The organism is Rhodococcus sp. 1R11, from assembly GCF_004563845.1.
GTDB lineage: Bacteria > Actinomycetota > Actinomycetes > Mycobacteriales > Mycobacteriaceae > Rhodococcoides.
The window spans coordinates 108,599-124,006 of sequence record NZ_SPNG01000005.1 but is presented as its reverse complement, the minus strand read 5'-3'; the positions used below and the strand labels follow the sequence as shown (position 1 = coordinate 124,006).

The window sequence follows — 15,408 nt, the reverse complement described above, 5'->3', positions numbered from 1 at the left end:
CACTGCGCGGAGCGCACTCAACCGCGATGCGCGATCAACCTCTCGGCGCCGTCTGTGAATTGTTGCTTCATCAATTCGCAGGCGGCGTCGATGTCGTTTCGAACCAGGGCCGCGATCAGATCCTCGTGATTGCGCACGGCTGCACGGCCCCAGTCACGGTCGGTGGCGTAAAGACGGGTCGGGGTGTAGCGGGTGGCGTTGTTGAGGAACCACGCCAACTTGGATGACTCGGCCAGACGGTTCAGCACCCGATGGAACTCGAACTCGATGTTCTCGACGTCCTCGGCCTTGCCGTTCTCGACGGCGACCGACAGTACGTCGGTGAGCTCGGTGAGTCGACCCAGTTCGACCTCGGTAATCTTCGGTGCCGCCCGGCGCACGAGTTCGACCGCGATCTCACCCTGCAGCCAGAAGATGTCGACGATGTCGCTCGGCGTCAGCGCAGACACCACATAGCCGCGGTGGGGGACGAGTTCGACGATGCCCTCACCACGCAAGGTCAGTAGCGCCTCACGCACAGGGGTGACGCTGACGCCCAACTGGGCTGCCGTCTCGTCGAGACGGATGAAGTCTCCCGGACTCACCTCTCCGGACATCACCAGGTGGCGGACGTGGCTGGCGACTTCCTCGGACAACTGTGGCCGTCGCCTCAGAGCCGTCCGCTTGTCTGCCATGTCGAAAAGCCAATCACACCGCGGGCTTGGTGCGGAGCACAACCTTTGCGACGGGTTCGACGACGCGGGCAGCAATCGGCCCCAGGATGGCCATCAGCAGCACGTACGCGGTCGCCAGGGCCGCCAGTTCGCCTTCGACAGCCCCCGCGGCGACGGCCAGTCCGGCGATGACGATGGAGAACTCTCCGCGCGCCACCAGAGCCGCACCGGCGCGTAATCGTCCCGGTCTGCCGATTCCCTGCCGACCTGCTGCCCACCAGCCCGTGGCGATCTTGGTCGCGGCAGTGGTGACGGCGAGAACGACGGCCCAGCCCAACACGGGCGGGATGGTCGACGGGTCGGTACCCAGGCCGAACACGACGAAGAACATCGCAGCGAACAGGTCGCGTAGGGGTTCCAGGACGCGGGTCGCGTTGTCGGCCGTCGAGCCGGAGATCGCGATTCCCAGCAGGAACGCGCCGACGGCCGCCGAGACCTGCAGTTCCGACGCGATGCCGGCCACCAGCAGGGCGGATCCCAGCACCTTGAGGAGCACGATTTCGCGGTCGGGACTGTCGACGATCGCCGAGACGAATCTGCCGTATTTCAGCGCGACGACCAACACGAAGGTGATGACGAACAGTGAGATGCCGAGGGCTTCGAGTCCGCCGAGGAAGCTGACTCCGCTCAGGACGGCGGTGAGGATCGGGAGGTAGATAGCCATCGCAAGGTCCTCGAACACCAGGATCGACAACACGACGGGGGTTTCACGGTTTCCCAGTCGGCCCAGGTCGGTGAGAACTTTGGCGATGATGCCCGACGACGAGATGTACGTGACGCCGCCCATCACGAGCGCCCCGACTCCGCCCCAGCCGAGCAGCAGCGCGACGACGGCACCGGGCGCGAAGTTGAGGACGATGTCGACCAGACCGGCCATCCACGATCGACGCAGGCCGGTGACGAGCTCGGTTGCGGTGTATTCGAGTCCGAGCAGCAGCAACAGCAAGATGACGCCGATTTCGCTGGCGATCTCGCTGAACTCGTCGATGCCGCCGAGGTTGACGAATCCGCCGTTGCCGAAGGCCAGTCCGCCGAGCAGGTAGAACGGGATGGGGGAGACGCCGATCCGGCCGGCGAGACGAGCGAGAAGTCCGAGAACGAAGAACACGGCACCCAGCTCGGTGAGGGCGAGCGCGCTCTCGGCCACGGGTCAGACCCGACTGATCTCAGGCATTGCCGAGCAACTTGGCTGCTGCGTCCAGTCCGTCCGCGGTACCGACGGCGACCAGAAGGTCACCTGCGGCGAGCGTGAAGTCGGGAGTGGGTGACGGTTGTACCTGGCCGGCGCGCATGACAGCGACGACGGATACTCCGGTCTTGGTGCGCATGGCGGTGTCGCCGAGTGTGCGGCTGACGAACCGTGAATTGGCGCGAATGGGGAGTTGACGAGTGTTGATTCCGGGGAGATCGCGATGCTCTTCCCCGAGCTGAGCAATGAGTTGCGGCGACCCGAGCAGATTGCCCAGGGCCGCCGCTTCCTCATTGCTCAGGGTGATGGACGCCTGCGTCGCATCGGGGTCGTCCTTGCGCGAAACGATCAGTTCGTTCGCGCCGTCCTTGCGGGTGATGACGCCGATGCGGCGCCCGGAAGCGAGGGCAAAATCTTTCCGCACCCCGATTCCGGGCAGCAGGGTCACTTCGACGTTCATGGTCGAAATGCTAGCCCTGCAGGCAACGCGTTATCGCAGGATCAGGAGTGGAGCCTGCAGGAACGACCCGTGAAAATGTGAATCAGGATGCGACGGCAGCGAGCAGCGCTTCGCGCTGGTTTGCGCCGAGGCCGCCGATGCGGCGCGTATCTGCGATGGACAGCTGCTCGAGCAGCTGTGCGGCGCGCACGGATCCAACGCCCGGCAGGGCCTTGATCAGCGCGGACACCTTGGTCTTCTTGACGATCTCGTCGTTCTCCGCCTTGGCGAGGACGTCAGCGACGCTCAGTTCGCCGGACTTGACGGATGCGAGCAACTTCGACCGCGCAGTGCGTGCCTCGGCCGCCTTGGCCAGCGCCGCGGTGCGCTGTTCCGGTGTCAATACTGGTAAAGCCATGGCCTGTTCTCCTCGATTGTGGTGACCCGTCGCTCGTTGACAGGTCTCGACCCTCTTGCATCGTGCCTGGTGGCTCTTCCAATCTAACCGAACAACACGGGTGTCATTCACGGTCGAACCACCGAACCTCCCTCGCCAGGCTACGTCCTATCCGATTCGGGGTGTGCCCCGACCAGCACTTCGGCCTTCCGGAGCCGGTGTGTGCTGGGTGTTCGACGCCTCGAGCCGGCTCGGTCGGGAGCGGTCGCGTGCGTTTTTCGATGGGCGACGTCGAGTGCCGTGCCGTGGGTTACGGGCAGCGTACCCATATCCGAACGGTCGGTCGGATTGTTATTCTGGCGGCATGATGCGCACCCGAGGACTGCTGGCCGGACTGGCCGCGTCGATGCTCCTGCTCGTCGGCGCGGGTACCGCGGCCGCTGCCCCGATCAACGTTCCGTGGTCACCCGACGACGCGCTCGATTCCGAGGTCAGCTTCGAGTCCGGTGGCATCACCTTCTACGGCAGCCTTCGCATGCCGGTCGGCGACACCCGCGGCGTGGCATTGGTGCTGCCGGGAAGCGGGCCGACCGACCGCAACGGGAACTCGGGTAATCTGCAGCTGAACACGACCGCATACGTCGCCGACGAGCTGTCCCGACGCGGTATTGCGAGCCTGCGTTTCGACAAGCTCGGGAGCGGCCGTACCGGCCTGGCCGGGGTGGATTCGAACAACCCGCCCGGCTTCGATGCGCAGGTCGACAATGCTGCGGACGCACTGGCTTTCCTGCAGCAGCGCACCGGTGTCGGGGCGGATCGCACGACGGTGATCGGGCACAGCGAGGGCGCACTGACGGCACTGCGTCTGGCCGAAGCCGACAGCGCGGCGTTCACCCATGTCGGCCTGCTCGAGCCGTTGTCCATCCGCTACCTCGACCTGCTGACCGCGCAGGTCGATCGCAACATCGGCGAGGCCGTGGCGGTCGGCCAGTTCACCGAGGAGCAGGCCGCGTCGTCGCGAGATCGCTTCGCCCAGGCCGTCGCCGATATTCGCGCGGGACGACCGCTGTCCGCGGAGCCCGACCCGATCGTCGACGGTCTGGGACTGCGGCAGAGCGCCACCTTCCTGCGTGAAGCGGATGCCACTGACCCGGCGAATCTGGCTGCCGCGCTACCGGACTCGTACTCCTCGTTCCTGACCTGCTCGGACAAGGATCTCAACGTCTCCTGCGGCCAGGTCGAGAACGTGCGAGTGGCCCTGGGCCACACCGATCTCCACTTCGCGCACTTCGCCAACAGCTCGCACATGCTGGGTGAGCTCGGCCCGCTGCCCGCGGATCCGAACACCGCCCTGGCACCGCTGCCGCTCTCGGGGGAGTTTCGCGATGCGTTCGGCCGGTGGGTGGACGGGCTCTGACCCGTCGAGTTCGCAGTTACGTCGTAGGTACCGGACAACCGCGAATCGGTGATGCGGCCTGGGTGCCCAGATCTTTCGGGCTGTACCCGACGGGATAGCCGGGGTAGGTCTTGTTGCCCGCGTCGGCTGTCGTGCGTGAGTATTTTCTCGTGGGGAGGAACCGCTCCACGCGGGCCTTGGTCCGCAGCGCCCGCACCGCGGCCCGTTCCAGCGTGGGTGAGCCGGCGGGGAAGCCGAATGCGTTCGCCATCCGATCGTCGAGCAACGCGAACACGCCCTGCCGGACAGCCGGGGTGAGCGCGGCGGGAAACCACGAGCAGTAGAGATCGAGGGTGTAGGTGCCGATGCGACGGTTGTCCTCGCTGAAGCGGAACGTTCGTTCTTCGTAATCGAGCTTGAACTGTGCGAACTCGGTGTACGACTCTGGAATGTCCTTGATGCCCATGCGTTTACCCACTTCGCTGTAGAAGTGGAAGGTCGCGAGCCGCTCGTGGGGATGCAGGCGACGCCACCCGTAGGTGTCGATCCACTCGATGGGCTCGTAGATGAACGTCGTGAGCACGTACAGCATGTCGTCGTTGGAGATGTCGTACTGCGCGTGCATCCGATTAACCGTCCGCAGCGATTCGCGACCTCGTTCGGAGTCGTAACCGTGCTCGAGCATCTCCGACATCAGCAGCGAGGTGTCGTCGTACCGCTTCTGCGGTCGCTTCTCGAACTCGCCGGTCCGGGCCAGCAGAGCGGAAATCGTCGGCACGCAATAGGTTCGGAACAAGGCGAATTCGAGGGCCCGCTGATAATCCCAGGGGAACTCGTACCCCGCGGTGATCCGGTGAATGGTGTGACAGTCGCGGACCGGGTCGAGTTCCTCGACGCGGCGTAACCACCCGTATCGACCCCGACCCGGCGCGATGTCCATGGTCAGCCTCGTCCGTGGCGGAGTTTGAGCGCCAGCACCGAGAGCTTCATGTTCCGGGCTTTGCGCTTCATCGTCAGCAGATCGATCGGTGCCGCGAAGCCCTGCACGGTCAGTGATTTGACGGTGCTGAATTCGCGAAGGCCGTCGTCGCCGTGGATGCGCCCGAAGCCCGAGTCGCCTGTTCCGCCGAACGGTAGGGCCGGGACGCCGGCGAAGCCCAGCACCGAATTGACCGTCACGACACCACAATCGAGTTTCTCGGCCGCGCGTCGTCCGACCGCCGTGTCCTTGGTGAACACCGATGCACCCAGGCCGTAGGAGGACGCGTTGGCACGGGCTATGGCCTCGTCCAGATCGCGGACCTTGTTGACGACGACGGTGGGCCCGAACGTCTCCTCGGTGATCGCGGTCGAATCCTCGGGAACGTCGGTGAGGACGACGGGGTCGATGTACGGCCCGTGCAACGAGTCGAGCCCGCCCACCAATGCCGTGCCGCCCTTGGCCAACGCATCCTCGATCTGGCCGCGGACGATGTCGCTCTGCTTGGACAGCGTCATCGGGCCGTAGGACGAGGTCTTCGATCCGCCGGGCTTCAATGCCTTGACCGCAGTGGTGAATTCGGCGACGAATCGGTCGTACACCGGGGCGGCGACGTAGATGCGTTCGACTCCGGCGCAGGTCTGCCCGGCATTGCCCATCGCGCCGAACGTCGCGAATTCCACGGCTGCAGAGATATCGGCGTCGGCGTCGACGAGCATGGCGTCCTTACCGCCGCACTCGGCGATCAGCGGCGTCAACGACTTCGCGCACGTGGCCATGACTTTCTTGGCCGTCGCGGTCGATCCGGTGAACGCGATCTTGTCGACGCCGGCTTCGACCAGGGCGGTGCCGGTGGAACCGTCGCCGGTGATCGTCTGGAACACCGGGTGGGGAGCGGCGAGCGACTGCCACTTCTCGGCCAACCAGACCCCGACACCTGGGGTGAGTTCGCTGGGTTTGAAGACGACGGTGTTGCCCGCGGCGAGGGCGTACGCGATCGACCCCATCGGGGTGTAGAGCGGGTAGTTCCACGGTCCGATGACGCCGACGACGCCGAACGGGCGGTAGCTGACGTAGGCCTTCTGGTTGATGGCGAGCAGACCCGATCCGACCCTGCGCTGTTTGAGGGTCTTGCCGGCGTGGCGCGCCGCCCAATCGATGTGTTCGACGCCCAACATGACTTCGAGCAGGGAGTCCTCGTCCGGCTTGCCGGTTTCGGCGGCGATGACGGCAGCGAGGCTCGCGGCGTCGCGGGCGATCGCGGTCTTGAATTCGAGGAGCCACCGCTTGCGGCCCTCGAAGCCCTGCGCGTCCCACCACCGGGCGGCCGAGCGGGCGCGGGTCACGGCGATCTCGACCTCGGCGGCGTCGGCGATCGGGTACGTTGCGAGAGCGAGACCCGTTCTGGGATCGAGGCTTTCGAAGGTGCTCTCGTTCGTTCGTTCGATCTGGTCCGTCACGGGCTCTATCCTCCAGCAGATCGCATCACATATATTTGATGTGATTCAATGTTGTCCAGGACACACTATGCGTCCGTCACCGTTGCAACAACCCCCGCCGCCGCGCTGTGCAGGAGATGTGGAATGAGCCTCGATCTCACACGCACGGCACCCTCGACACCGCCGATTCCGCGACGTCCGCAGTTGTCCGAGGACGTCGCCGTGAGCATTCGTAGGAGGATCGTCGCCGGTGCGCTGAAGCCGGGGTCGTTCGTCCGCATCGACGAGACCGCAGCCGAGCTGGGAGTCAGTGCCACCCCGGTGCGCGAGGCGCTGGTGTCGTTGCGCGGCGAAGGGCTGCTCGAATCCGTCCCGCATCGGGGCTACCGCGTCGTCGAACTGACGCAGCAGGACATCGACGACATCTTCTGGTTGCAGGGCACGATCGCCGCGGCCCTGGCCGAGCGGGCATCCCGGCGGGTGACGGGGGAACATCTCCAGCAGTTGGCCACCCTCAACGACGACCTACGCGATGCCGTGACACGCGCCGACGCCGATGCCGTCGAGCGGTGCGAGTTCGAGTTCCATCGCGCCATAAACAAAATTGCGGGCGGCACCACGTTGGCGTGGTTTCTGCTCGGTGCCGTCAAATACACCCCTACGCATCTGCATGCCTCCGACACCGACTGGGGGCAACGGGCGGTGCGCGCTCACGAAGAATTGATCGAGGCGATGCGTCGAGGCGATCACCGGGTCGCCGGTGAACTGATGCGACATCAGTTCACCGGCGCGGCGACCCTGGTTCGATCGTTCAGCTGAGTTCGTTCAGCTCAGGTGATGCGGCTGGGGGTGCGACTTGTGCCCCTCGTCCGAGCCCTCGTTGTCCTGGCTCCCGCTCGACGTACCCTGCGCACCGGTGCCGGCCGGAACCATCGAGATGATCACCGACTTCGAGGTGGGGCAGTTGCTCTGCAGCGCAGTCGAATCCAGGGGAATCAGCGGATTCGTTTCGGGGTAGTACGCCGCGGCCGATCCACGGGGAGTGTCGTACTCCACGATGCGGAACGACGGTGCGCAGCGGTCCACGTCGTCGTCGTCCCATTTGGTGACGAGATCGACCATGTCGCCGTCCCGGAAACCGAGAGCCGAGACGTCCTCGCGGTGCACGAAGATCACCCGCCTGCCGTTCTCGATGCCGCGGTATCGATCGCTCAGACCGTAGATAGTCGTATTGAACTGATCGTGGCTGCGCAACGTCTGCAGAATCAGATGGCCCGGCGGAACCTGCAGCACATCGATCGGCGAGACGGCGAATTCACCCTTCCCGCTTTTGGTTTCGAACGTCCTGCTGTCGCGAGGGGGATGCGGGAGGACGAAGCCGCCGGGGCGTCGAACATTGACCTCGTACCCTTCGCAACCTGCGACGACGCGCGAGATGTGCGTGCGGATGTTGCGGTAGTCGTCGCGGAAACCCTTCCAGTCGAGACCGTACCGGTCGCCGAGCGTGGCCTCGGCGATACCGCTGACGATCGCGACCTCCGAGCGCAGGTACGGGCTCGCGGGCTTCAGCGGTCCTCGGGACGAGTGCACCGAGCACGTGGAGTCCTCCACCGAAATCCATTGCTCACCACTGGCTTGCACGTCCTTCTCGGTGCGTCCGAGGGTCGGCAGGATGAGAGCCGTCTCGCCGCAGACGAGATGCGAACGATTGATCTTCGTGGAGATCTGCACGGTCATGCGCATCTTGCGCAGCGCCTCGAACGTGACGTCGCTGTCCGGCGTCGCCTGAACGAAGTTACCGCCGAGGCCGAGGAAGAAATGGGCCTTGCCGTCGCGCATGGCGCGGATGGAATCGACGGTGTCCAAGCCGTGCTCACGGGGCGGCTCGAACTCGAACTCCGCCGCCATGGCGTCGAGGAAGGCCACCGGAGGGCGCTCCCAGATGCCCATCGTTCGGTCGCCCTGGACGTTGGAATGGCCTCGAACCGGAAGCAATCCGGCACCGGCCTTACCGATGTTTCCTTGCGCGAACGCGAGATTGGTGACTTCCTTGATGGTGGCGACGGCATTGCGATGCTGCGTCAGACCCATCGCCCAGCAGAAGACGGTGGCCTTCGAGTCGCGCAGCATCTCGGCGGCCTCGGTGATCTGCTGCATGGACAGGCCGGTGACCTCGGTGACGAGATCGAAGTCGACCTCGGCAACGTGTGCCTTCCACTCGTCGAATCCGACGGTGTACTCGCCGAGGAATTCGTGATCGAGGGCGTCCCACTTCACCAACAGCGCCCCGAGGGCCTGGAACAGAGCGAGGTCGCCGTTGAGCTTGATCGGCAGGTGCAGATCCGACAGATCGGTACCGGGACCGACCATGCCGCGCGGGGTCTGGGGGTTCTTGAAGTTGAGCAGTCCCGCTTCGCGAAGGGGATTGATGGACAGGATCTTTGCGCCGTTCTGCTTCGCCATTTCCAGGGCGGAGAGCATGCGCGGGTGATTGGTACCGGGATTCTGGCCGGCCAGAATGATCAGTTCGGCGTTGTGTACGTCGTCGAGCGTGACACTGGCCTTGCCGATGCCGATGGACTCCTGCAGAGCGATGGACGTCGACTCGTGACACATGTTGGAGCAGTCGGGCATGTTGTTCGTGCCGAACGAGCGAGCGAACAACTGGTAGATGAACGCGGACTCGTTGGACGCACGACCCGAGGTGTAGAAGATGGCCTCGTCCGGGCTGGCGAGGCTCTTCAGCTCGTCCCCGATCAGACGGAAGGCGTCGTCCCATTCGATGGGCTCGTAGTGGCTGCCGCCGGGGAGCTTGATCATCGGATGCGTGATGCGGCCCTGCTGACCCAGCCAGTGTTCGGTGTGAGCATCGAGCTCGGCAATGCTGTGCTGCGCGAAGAACTCCGGAGTGGCCCGCATCGTCGTAGCCTCTTCGGCGACGGCCTTGGCACCGTTCTCGCAGAACTCGGCGGCGTGCCGGTGACCAGGGTCGGGATCGGGCCACGCGCAGCTCATGCAGTCGAAGCCCTCGGCCTGATTGAGCCGCAACAGAGTCTGCGCGGTCCGCTTGGGTCCCATGTGTCCCAGCGCGCGCTTCATCGACACCGCAACGGCAGTGGCCCCTGCCGCATGGGTCTTCGGCTTCTCGATATCGAGCTCGGCCTCGTCGACGTCGCTGTCGGTGCGTCTCATGCGGGTCCCTTCGTTTCGTTACCCCCGACACCCGACAGTAGCCCGAAGGCTCAGCCGGCCAGGAGCTCGGTCACCAAATTCACGTACTGCTGTTTCGCTGAATCCTGGCTCGTACCTTCGAGCTTCGCCCAAGCATCGAACTTCGCCCGATTCACCATGTCCAGCCGTCCTGGACGCTTACCCGTCGCATCCCCGATCGAACCTTGCTTGAAAAGCGAGTACAGGCGCAACAGGTCGTCGTTGCTCGGCTTGGACGTGAGCTTCTTGACGTCAACCTGCGCATCGGCGAACGACTGGTCGAGATCGGACATGAACGAGCTCCTTCGGCTGTAGGTGCCGTCATCCTTGCACGGCAGCCTGCTCGAGGATGCGAATACAGTGCGCGACGAGAGCGTCACGGGTGGCGTCGAGCGTGCCGTCCAAGAATCCGATGAACAGCGACGTCAATGCGCCGACGGTTCCGACGGCGACGAGCTGCCGGTCGGCGGACTCGGGCAGCCGTGAACGAACCAGTTCGACGAACCCGGGCAGGAGGTCGAGTCCGCGTCGGCTCAGCGCAGGCTCGGCCAACGGTGCGATCAGCAGCACTCGCCCCATCCGCGGCTCGTCGACGACGAGTTCGACGAACGCTCGGACGGGCGCTGCGACGGCGTCCTGCGGCGACGCTCCGGCGACGGCGGTCTCCAGGGCCTTCTGCGTCCGGGCACCTACCCAGGCGTAGACCGCGCGGACGAACGTGTCGCGATCGGTGAAGCTCTCGTAGAAGTAGCGCTCGGTGAGTCCGGCTGCGCGGCACACGGCGCGGACGTTCACCGCGGGTCCTTCCTGAGCGCCGAGGAGTTCGATCCCGGCGTCGAGCAGCGCGTCGTACCGCTTGGATCTGCGCTCTTCCAACTGTTGACCACGCATGTTGTCGAGGCTACTTTGACAACATGCGTAGTCAGTTCGATCGACCCGTCCCGCTCGGTCCCGACTCGCTCACGTGGAAGTACTTCGGTGACTGGCGCGGGATGCTGCAGGGCGTGTGGGCGGGGTCGATGCAGAACATGCACCCGGGACTCGGAGCGGGCGTCGAACAGCATTCGACGTTCTTCGACGAGCGATGGCAGCGCCTCTACCGCTCCCTGTATCCGATCGGGGGAGTGGTGTTCGACGGCGACCGCGCCGAGGAGACAGCCCACCAGGTGCGGGGCTACCACAACGACATCAAGGGAATCGACTCGAAAGGGCGCACGTATCACGCCCTCGATCCCGACACCTTCTACTGGGCACACGCGACGTTCTTCATGGGCACGGTTCTCACGGCGGACAACTTCATGGGCGGACTCACCGAGGATCAGAAGCAGACACTGTTCGACGAGCACGTGCAGTGGTACCGGCTCTACGGGATGAGCATGCGATCGGTGCCCGAGACCTGGAGCGAATTCCAGAAGTACTGGGATCACATGTGCCGAAACGTGTTGGAGGACAACATGGCCGCACGCGGAGTACTGGATCTGTCCGCGCTCGGACCACCTCCGTACGCGTCCTGGCTACCGGAACGACTGTGGGCAGTACTGCGCCGCCCGGTCGCATCGTTGTTCGTCTGGATCACCGTCGGGCTCTACGACCCGCCCGTCCGCGAGCTACTGGGATACACCTGGTCGGAGCGCGATGCACGACGGTTCGCACTGTTCGGCAGGGCAGTGAACCTGGCGTTCGGGCTGGTGCCGCGTCGTCGCCGACTCCATCCGCGCGCCCGGGCCGGCTGGGATCGCGTCGCGGGCCGCAGGCCGGCATCGGCTCCTCTGGCGCACACGCCCGCCCGCAATCTGCCGCCGGTACAGCGTCGCTCGCACCCGTCGCACTACAGCCCGAAAGTGTAGGTTTCCGGTCTCCGGGTACAACGCGGGTATGTACAACGTCAGAACTGGCAGCGGGTCGCCGCTGGTCCTCGTCCACGGGCTCGGGTCCTCGCACCGCAACTGGGATCCGATCGTCCCGGCACTTGCGGAACACCGCGAGGTCATTGCCCTCGATCTGCCCGGGTTCGGACGGACGCCGCCGTTGGCCGACGTGTCCATCGCGTCGTTGACCGATGCCCTGCGCGCGTACCTCGACAGCGAGGGATTATCCGACGCCGATCTCGCCGGCAGCTCCATGGGCGCTCGGATGGTCGTCGAACTGGCCCGCCGGGGTCACCGTGGGTCGATGGTGGCCCTCGATCCGGGCGGCTTCTGGAACGACCGTCAGGTCAAGGTTTTCGGGGCGACCATCACGGCATCGCTGGCGCTGATGAAGCGGGCGCAACCGCTGGTGCCCTTCCTGGCCGGAAATCCGATCACGAGAACCGCTGCGCTGGCGCAGTTCTCGGCCGCGCCGTGGAAACTGCCGAGCGGACTGGTCGAACGGGAGCTGAAGGGCTTCTCTGCCAAGACTTCACCCTCACTCGATGCGGCGCGGAAGGCGCTGATTCACGGGCCCAAGCAGCAGGGTGCCCCGAAAGGTTCCCTGCAGGGGTCGCTACTCATCGGCTGGGGCCGTCAGGACAAAGTGACGACGCCCAGCCAGGCCGAGGTGGCGATGCAGCGTTTCCCCGACGCCACCCTGCACTGGTTCGACAAATGCGGACACTTCCCGCACTGGGACCAGCCGGCCGAAACCGCCCGAGTCGTCCTGCGGGCGACCGGTCGCTAGCTCCCATGTGAGTGGAACCTCGTAGCCTGCTACGAAGTTCCACTCACAAGGCTCAGCCGTTCCACCACGGACGCAGCGGAACTCCCGACTGGCCCTTCGGTCCCAGCTTGACCGCCAGAACCTGGTGCAGCTGAACGACATTGCGCTCGAATCCCAGACGGGACCCGGCCATGTACAGGCCCCAGACACGGGCTGTGCCCTCGCCGGCCTCGGCGACGCACGCATCCCAGTTGTCCACCAGGTTCTGGCACCACCCGGCGAGGGTCAGCGCGTAGTGCTCGCGCAGATTCTCCTCGTGCCGGACCTCGAGGCCGACGTCCTGGATCTCGGTGATGATGCGACCCGATCCGGTCAGCTCCCCGTCGGGAAAGACGTACCGGTCGATGAAGCTGCCTGCCTTGGCGTGGGCGCGGTTGTCGGGCCGGGTGATCGAGTGGTTGAGCAGTCGGCCACCGTCACGCAGCTTGGACTGGATGAACGTGAAGTACGCCGGGTAGTTGCCGACACCGATGTGCTCGGTCAGCCCGATCGACGAGATCGCGTCGAAGCCTGTCTCGGGCACGTCGCGGTAATCGGAGAAGCGGACCTCGGCGAGTTCGGAAAGCCCCTCGTCTTCGATGGCCTTCTGCGCCCACGCGGCCTGCTCCTGCGAGAGAGTCACTCCGATGACCTGGACGCCACGTCGCGCTGCATAGCGCACCATCGAACCCCAACCGCACCCGATGTCGAGCAGGCGGTCACCGGGCTGCAGACCCAGTTTGTCGAACACCAGCCGATACTTGTTCTCCTGCGCGGCTTCCAGAGACTGCTCGGCATTCTCGTATGCCGCACAGGTGTACGTCATCGACGGGCCGAGGACCATCTCGTAGAACCGGTTGGACACGTCGTAGTGGTGGTGGATCGCTTCGGCATCGCGCGTCTTGGAATGCCGCAGACCCTCGGCGATGCGACGCCAACGCGGAATCGCCTCCTGGGGCGGAGGAGCGATGGGACGCAGCACGTCCCAGCCGAGCGACCGAGCGATCGAGGTCAGGGTCATGGCCGACGGGCGGCGGAAGTGGAGCTCGTCGCCCATCAGAGCGAGCAGTTCGTAAGGATCACCGGGATGAACACCGGTGGCCTCGAGATCGCCGGAGACATAGGCGCGGGCCATGCCGAGATCACCGGGAGCTGTTGCGAGATACGTGGTTCCGCGTGGGCTCTTGAGGTTGAGACCGATCTTGGCATCCTCGGGGCCGGCCACGCTGCCGTCGTACGCGGTGAAACGCAGAGGAATGTTGCCGTCGGAGATCAGCTCGAGGATCTCGGAGATCTTGAGTTTCTGTGGCCCGTTCACCGTGCGATTGCCGGAGTCCTTGAACGTCGTCATTTGCGCTGCACCGCCTTCGAGTACAAATCCAGCAATCGGGATTCGGGATCGTATTTCTTCTTCAGTTCGCGATATCTCTCGCCGCCGTAGAGAACGGCGAATTCATCCTCGGTGTAGTAAGCATCCGAGTACAGCGATTTATGCCCTTCGAACTCGGTGACCTTCTTCTCGATGGCACGGTTCGCGGCACCTTCTGCTCGACCGGGCACGATAGGTACCGAGGACCAGAAGCCGATGTTGACGTAGGTGCGCTTGGGCTCGAGCGGGTACAGCGGCCACGGCCGGGAGGGATCGGCTCCGGGAGCGGCAGGTTCGCGAAGGCGCAAGGGGCACAACCACAACGGCTCGATCGGAATCTCGTCGAGAAACCAGCGTACGAAGCCGGCGGTGTGTTCGATCGGAACCTCGACGTCCTGTACGACGCGTTCGCGCGGCGGATTTCCCTTGCGCTTCTCGAGTCGGTCGGCGATGTCGTACTTGCGATCGAGGCCGATCAACTTCCAGTAGAAGCTGCTGCGTCGGTACTTGCGCGGCCAGAAGCGTCGGATCCGGGGGTTCTGGGTTCCGAACGCACGCGAGCACCAGAACCAGTCGGTATCCCAGCGCCACAGGTAATCGTGGATGGTGAGCCGATCGGTCTTCGGAGTATCCGACGAATGCTGGATCGAGCGGTAGAAGATGTCGGCACCGGTGTAGTCGCTGACGGGGCCGGGCTCATCGGTCTGGACCCCGAGAGTGAGGTAGCTTTCGTCGGCGCTGAACACGACGCCGTCCAGGTACTGAACTTCGATGCCGTCGTACTCACGCCGAGCCACGATGGTATCCATCGTCGCCTGAAGCGTGTCCAGATCGTGAAAACGCAAGTGACGCAAAGCGACGAAGGGGAGCACCGGTTCGAGCTCGATCTTCAGCCGCGTCGAATAACCGAGCGTGCCGTACGAGTTGGGAAAGCCCCAGTACAGGTCCGAGTGCTCGCCCTCGGGGGTTGCCGTGAGGATCTCACCGCTACCGGTGAGAACGTCGATCTCGAGCACCGACTCGTGCGGGAGGCCGCTGCGGAACGACGTCGACTCGATGCCGAGTCCGGTGACCGCGCCGCCGAGAGTGATCGTCTTGAGCTGCGGAACGACGAGAGGTGCGAGGCCGTAGGGCAGCGTCGCGTCGACCAAGTCCTCGTACGTGCACATCCCCGCCACGTCGGCGGTGCGAGCCGCGGCATCGACGGTGACGACCTTGCTCAATCCGGAGACGTCGAGTCCCGGCGTCTTCGAGGTCGTCCTGGCCCGAAACAGGTTGGACGTCTTCTTAGCCAGACGCACCGTCGCGTCGGTCGGTATTGCGCGATAGCTGCGAAGCAACTTCTCGACACCCGACCGATGCGCTGCGTAACCGCTCTCCCTCGGTTCTGGCCGTCGTCCGAGAAGAGCATTCACTGAAGCCACGTGTAGACGCTATATCTCGTACTGCTCGGTATCCACCGTGGCCGCCGACGGTCGGGTGAAACTTCACGCAACTGTTGCCGAATCCGCCGGCCGAAACGGAACTTATCGGACAAATGGTTGCATCATGCATGTGTTTTTCGACGACAACGATTCGAGTGTGAACCACCTCACACACCC

Annotated in this window: 15 protein-coding genes; 4 read left to right on the top strand and 11 right to left on the bottom strand. The window is 64.7% G+C overall.

The annotated features are described in order from the left end of the window. Window positions 1-17 precede the first annotated feature (17 nt). The 4 genes from E4P29_RS10620 to mihF form a co-directional block, all read right to left on the bottom strand. A complete protein-coding gene (locus tag E4P29_RS10620) occupies window positions 18-674 on the bottom strand; it encodes a GntR family transcriptional regulator (RefSeq protein ID WP_167735441.1) in 657 nt (218 codons plus the stop codon). Window positions 675-687: 13 nt separating this feature from the next. Continuing rightward, the gene (locus E4P29_RS10615) at window positions 688-1,860 is read right to left on the bottom strand and encodes a cation:proton antiporter (protein WP_027494548.1); all 1,173 of its coding nucleotides are present in this window, start codon (window positions 1,858-1,860) and stop codon (window positions 688-690) included. Between the two features lie 19 nt (window positions 1,861-1,879). Next, window positions 1,880-2,362, bottom strand: coding sequence for a cation:proton antiporter regulatory subunit (locus E4P29_RS10610; RefSeq protein WP_027494547.1), 483 nt, complete (start codon window positions 2,360-2,362; stop codon window positions 1,880-1,882). A gap of 82 nt (window positions 2,363-2,444) precedes the next feature. Beyond that, window positions 2,445-2,759, bottom strand: coding sequence for an integration host factor, actinobacterial type (gene mihF, locus E4P29_RS10605; protein WP_008712632.1), 315 nt, complete (start codon window positions 2,757-2,759; stop codon window positions 2,445-2,447). 343 nt (window positions 2,760-3,102) lie between these two features. On the opposite strand from mihF, the gene E4P29_RS10600 reads away from it, so the two are divergent. Beyond that, window positions 3,103-4,155 (top strand): alpha/beta fold hydrolase, encoded by a 1,053-nt coding sequence (locus tag E4P29_RS10600; protein WP_135044464.1) that lies wholly within the window; start codon window positions 3,103-3,105, stop codon window positions 4,153-4,155. 16 nt (window positions 4,156-4,171) lie between these two features. Here E4P29_RS10600 and E4P29_RS10595 read toward each other — a convergent pair whose 3' ends face one another. Together E4P29_RS10595 and E4P29_RS10590 are read right to left on the bottom strand one after the other, a co-directional pair. Further along, the gene (locus tag E4P29_RS10595; RefSeq protein ID WP_135044462.1) at window positions 4,172-5,074 is read right to left on the bottom strand and encodes an oxygenase MpaB family protein; all 903 of its coding nucleotides are present in this window, start codon (window positions 5,072-5,074) and stop codon (window positions 4,172-4,174) included. Window positions 5,075-5,076: 2 nt separating this feature from the next. Continuing rightward, the gene (locus tag E4P29_RS10590; RefSeq protein WP_135044460.1) at window positions 5,077-6,573 is read right to left on the bottom strand and encodes an aldehyde dehydrogenase family protein; all 1,497 of its coding nucleotides are present in this window, start codon (window positions 6,571-6,573) and stop codon (window positions 5,077-5,079) included. Between the two features lie 123 nt (window positions 6,574-6,696). Here E4P29_RS10590 and E4P29_RS10585 point away from each other — a divergent pair, with 123 nt between their 5' ends. Next, the gene (locus tag E4P29_RS10585; protein WP_135044458.1) at window positions 6,697-7,371 is read left to right on the top strand and encodes a GntR family transcriptional regulator; all 675 of its coding nucleotides are present in this window, start codon (window positions 6,697-6,699) and stop codon (window positions 7,369-7,371) included. 6 nt (window positions 7,372-7,377) lie between these two features. Here E4P29_RS10585 and E4P29_RS10580 read toward each other — a convergent pair whose 3' ends face one another. The 3 genes from E4P29_RS10580 to E4P29_RS10570 are packed head-to-tail and all read right to left on the bottom strand — an operon-like array spanning window position 7,378 to window position 10,653. After that, complete coding sequence (locus E4P29_RS10580; protein ID WP_135044456.1) at window positions 7,378-9,744, bottom strand: FdhF/YdeP family oxidoreductase; 2,367 nt, start codon at window positions 9,742-9,744, stop codon at window positions 7,378-7,380. A 50-nt stretch (window positions 9,745-9,794) separates the two neighbouring features. Continuing rightward, a complete protein-coding gene (locus E4P29_RS10575) occupies window positions 9,795-10,055 on the bottom strand; it encodes an acyl-CoA-binding protein (protein WP_135044454.1) in 261 nt (86 codons plus the stop codon). A 28-nt stretch (window positions 10,056-10,083) separates the two neighbouring features. Then, window positions 10,084-10,653, bottom strand: coding sequence for a TetR family transcriptional regulator (locus E4P29_RS10570; protein ID WP_135044452.1), 570 nt, complete (start codon window positions 10,651-10,653; stop codon window positions 10,084-10,086). Between the two features lie 23 nt (window positions 10,654-10,676). Here E4P29_RS10570 and E4P29_RS10565 point away from each other — a divergent pair, with 23 nt between their 5' ends. Both E4P29_RS10565 and E4P29_RS10560 read left to right on the top strand, forming a co-directional pair. Next, the gene (locus E4P29_RS10565; protein WP_135044450.1) at window positions 10,677-11,609 is read left to right on the top strand and encodes an oxygenase MpaB family protein; all 933 of its coding nucleotides are present in this window, start codon (window positions 10,677-10,679) and stop codon (window positions 11,607-11,609) included. Between the two features lie 28 nt (window positions 11,610-11,637). Then, window positions 11,638-12,420 (top strand): alpha/beta fold hydrolase, encoded by a 783-nt coding sequence (locus E4P29_RS10560; RefSeq protein WP_135044448.1) that lies wholly within the window; start codon window positions 11,638-11,640, stop codon window positions 12,418-12,420. Window positions 12,421-12,472: 52 nt separating this feature from the next. Here E4P29_RS10560 and E4P29_RS10555 read toward each other — a convergent pair whose 3' ends face one another. Continuing rightward, window positions 12,473-13,789, bottom strand: a complete 1,317-nt coding sequence (locus E4P29_RS10555; protein WP_135044446.1) for a class I SAM-dependent methyltransferase — start codon at window positions 13,787-13,789, stop codon at window positions 12,473-12,475. Then, the gene (locus E4P29_RS10550; RefSeq protein ID WP_209205368.1) at window positions 13,786-15,231 is read right to left on the bottom strand and encodes an FAD-binding oxidoreductase; all 1,446 of its coding nucleotides are present in this window, start codon (window positions 15,229-15,231) and stop codon (window positions 13,786-13,788) included. The genes E4P29_RS10555 and E4P29_RS10550 overlap by 4 nt, the downstream gene beginning before the upstream one ends. Window positions 15,232-15,408 lie beyond the last annotated feature (177 nt).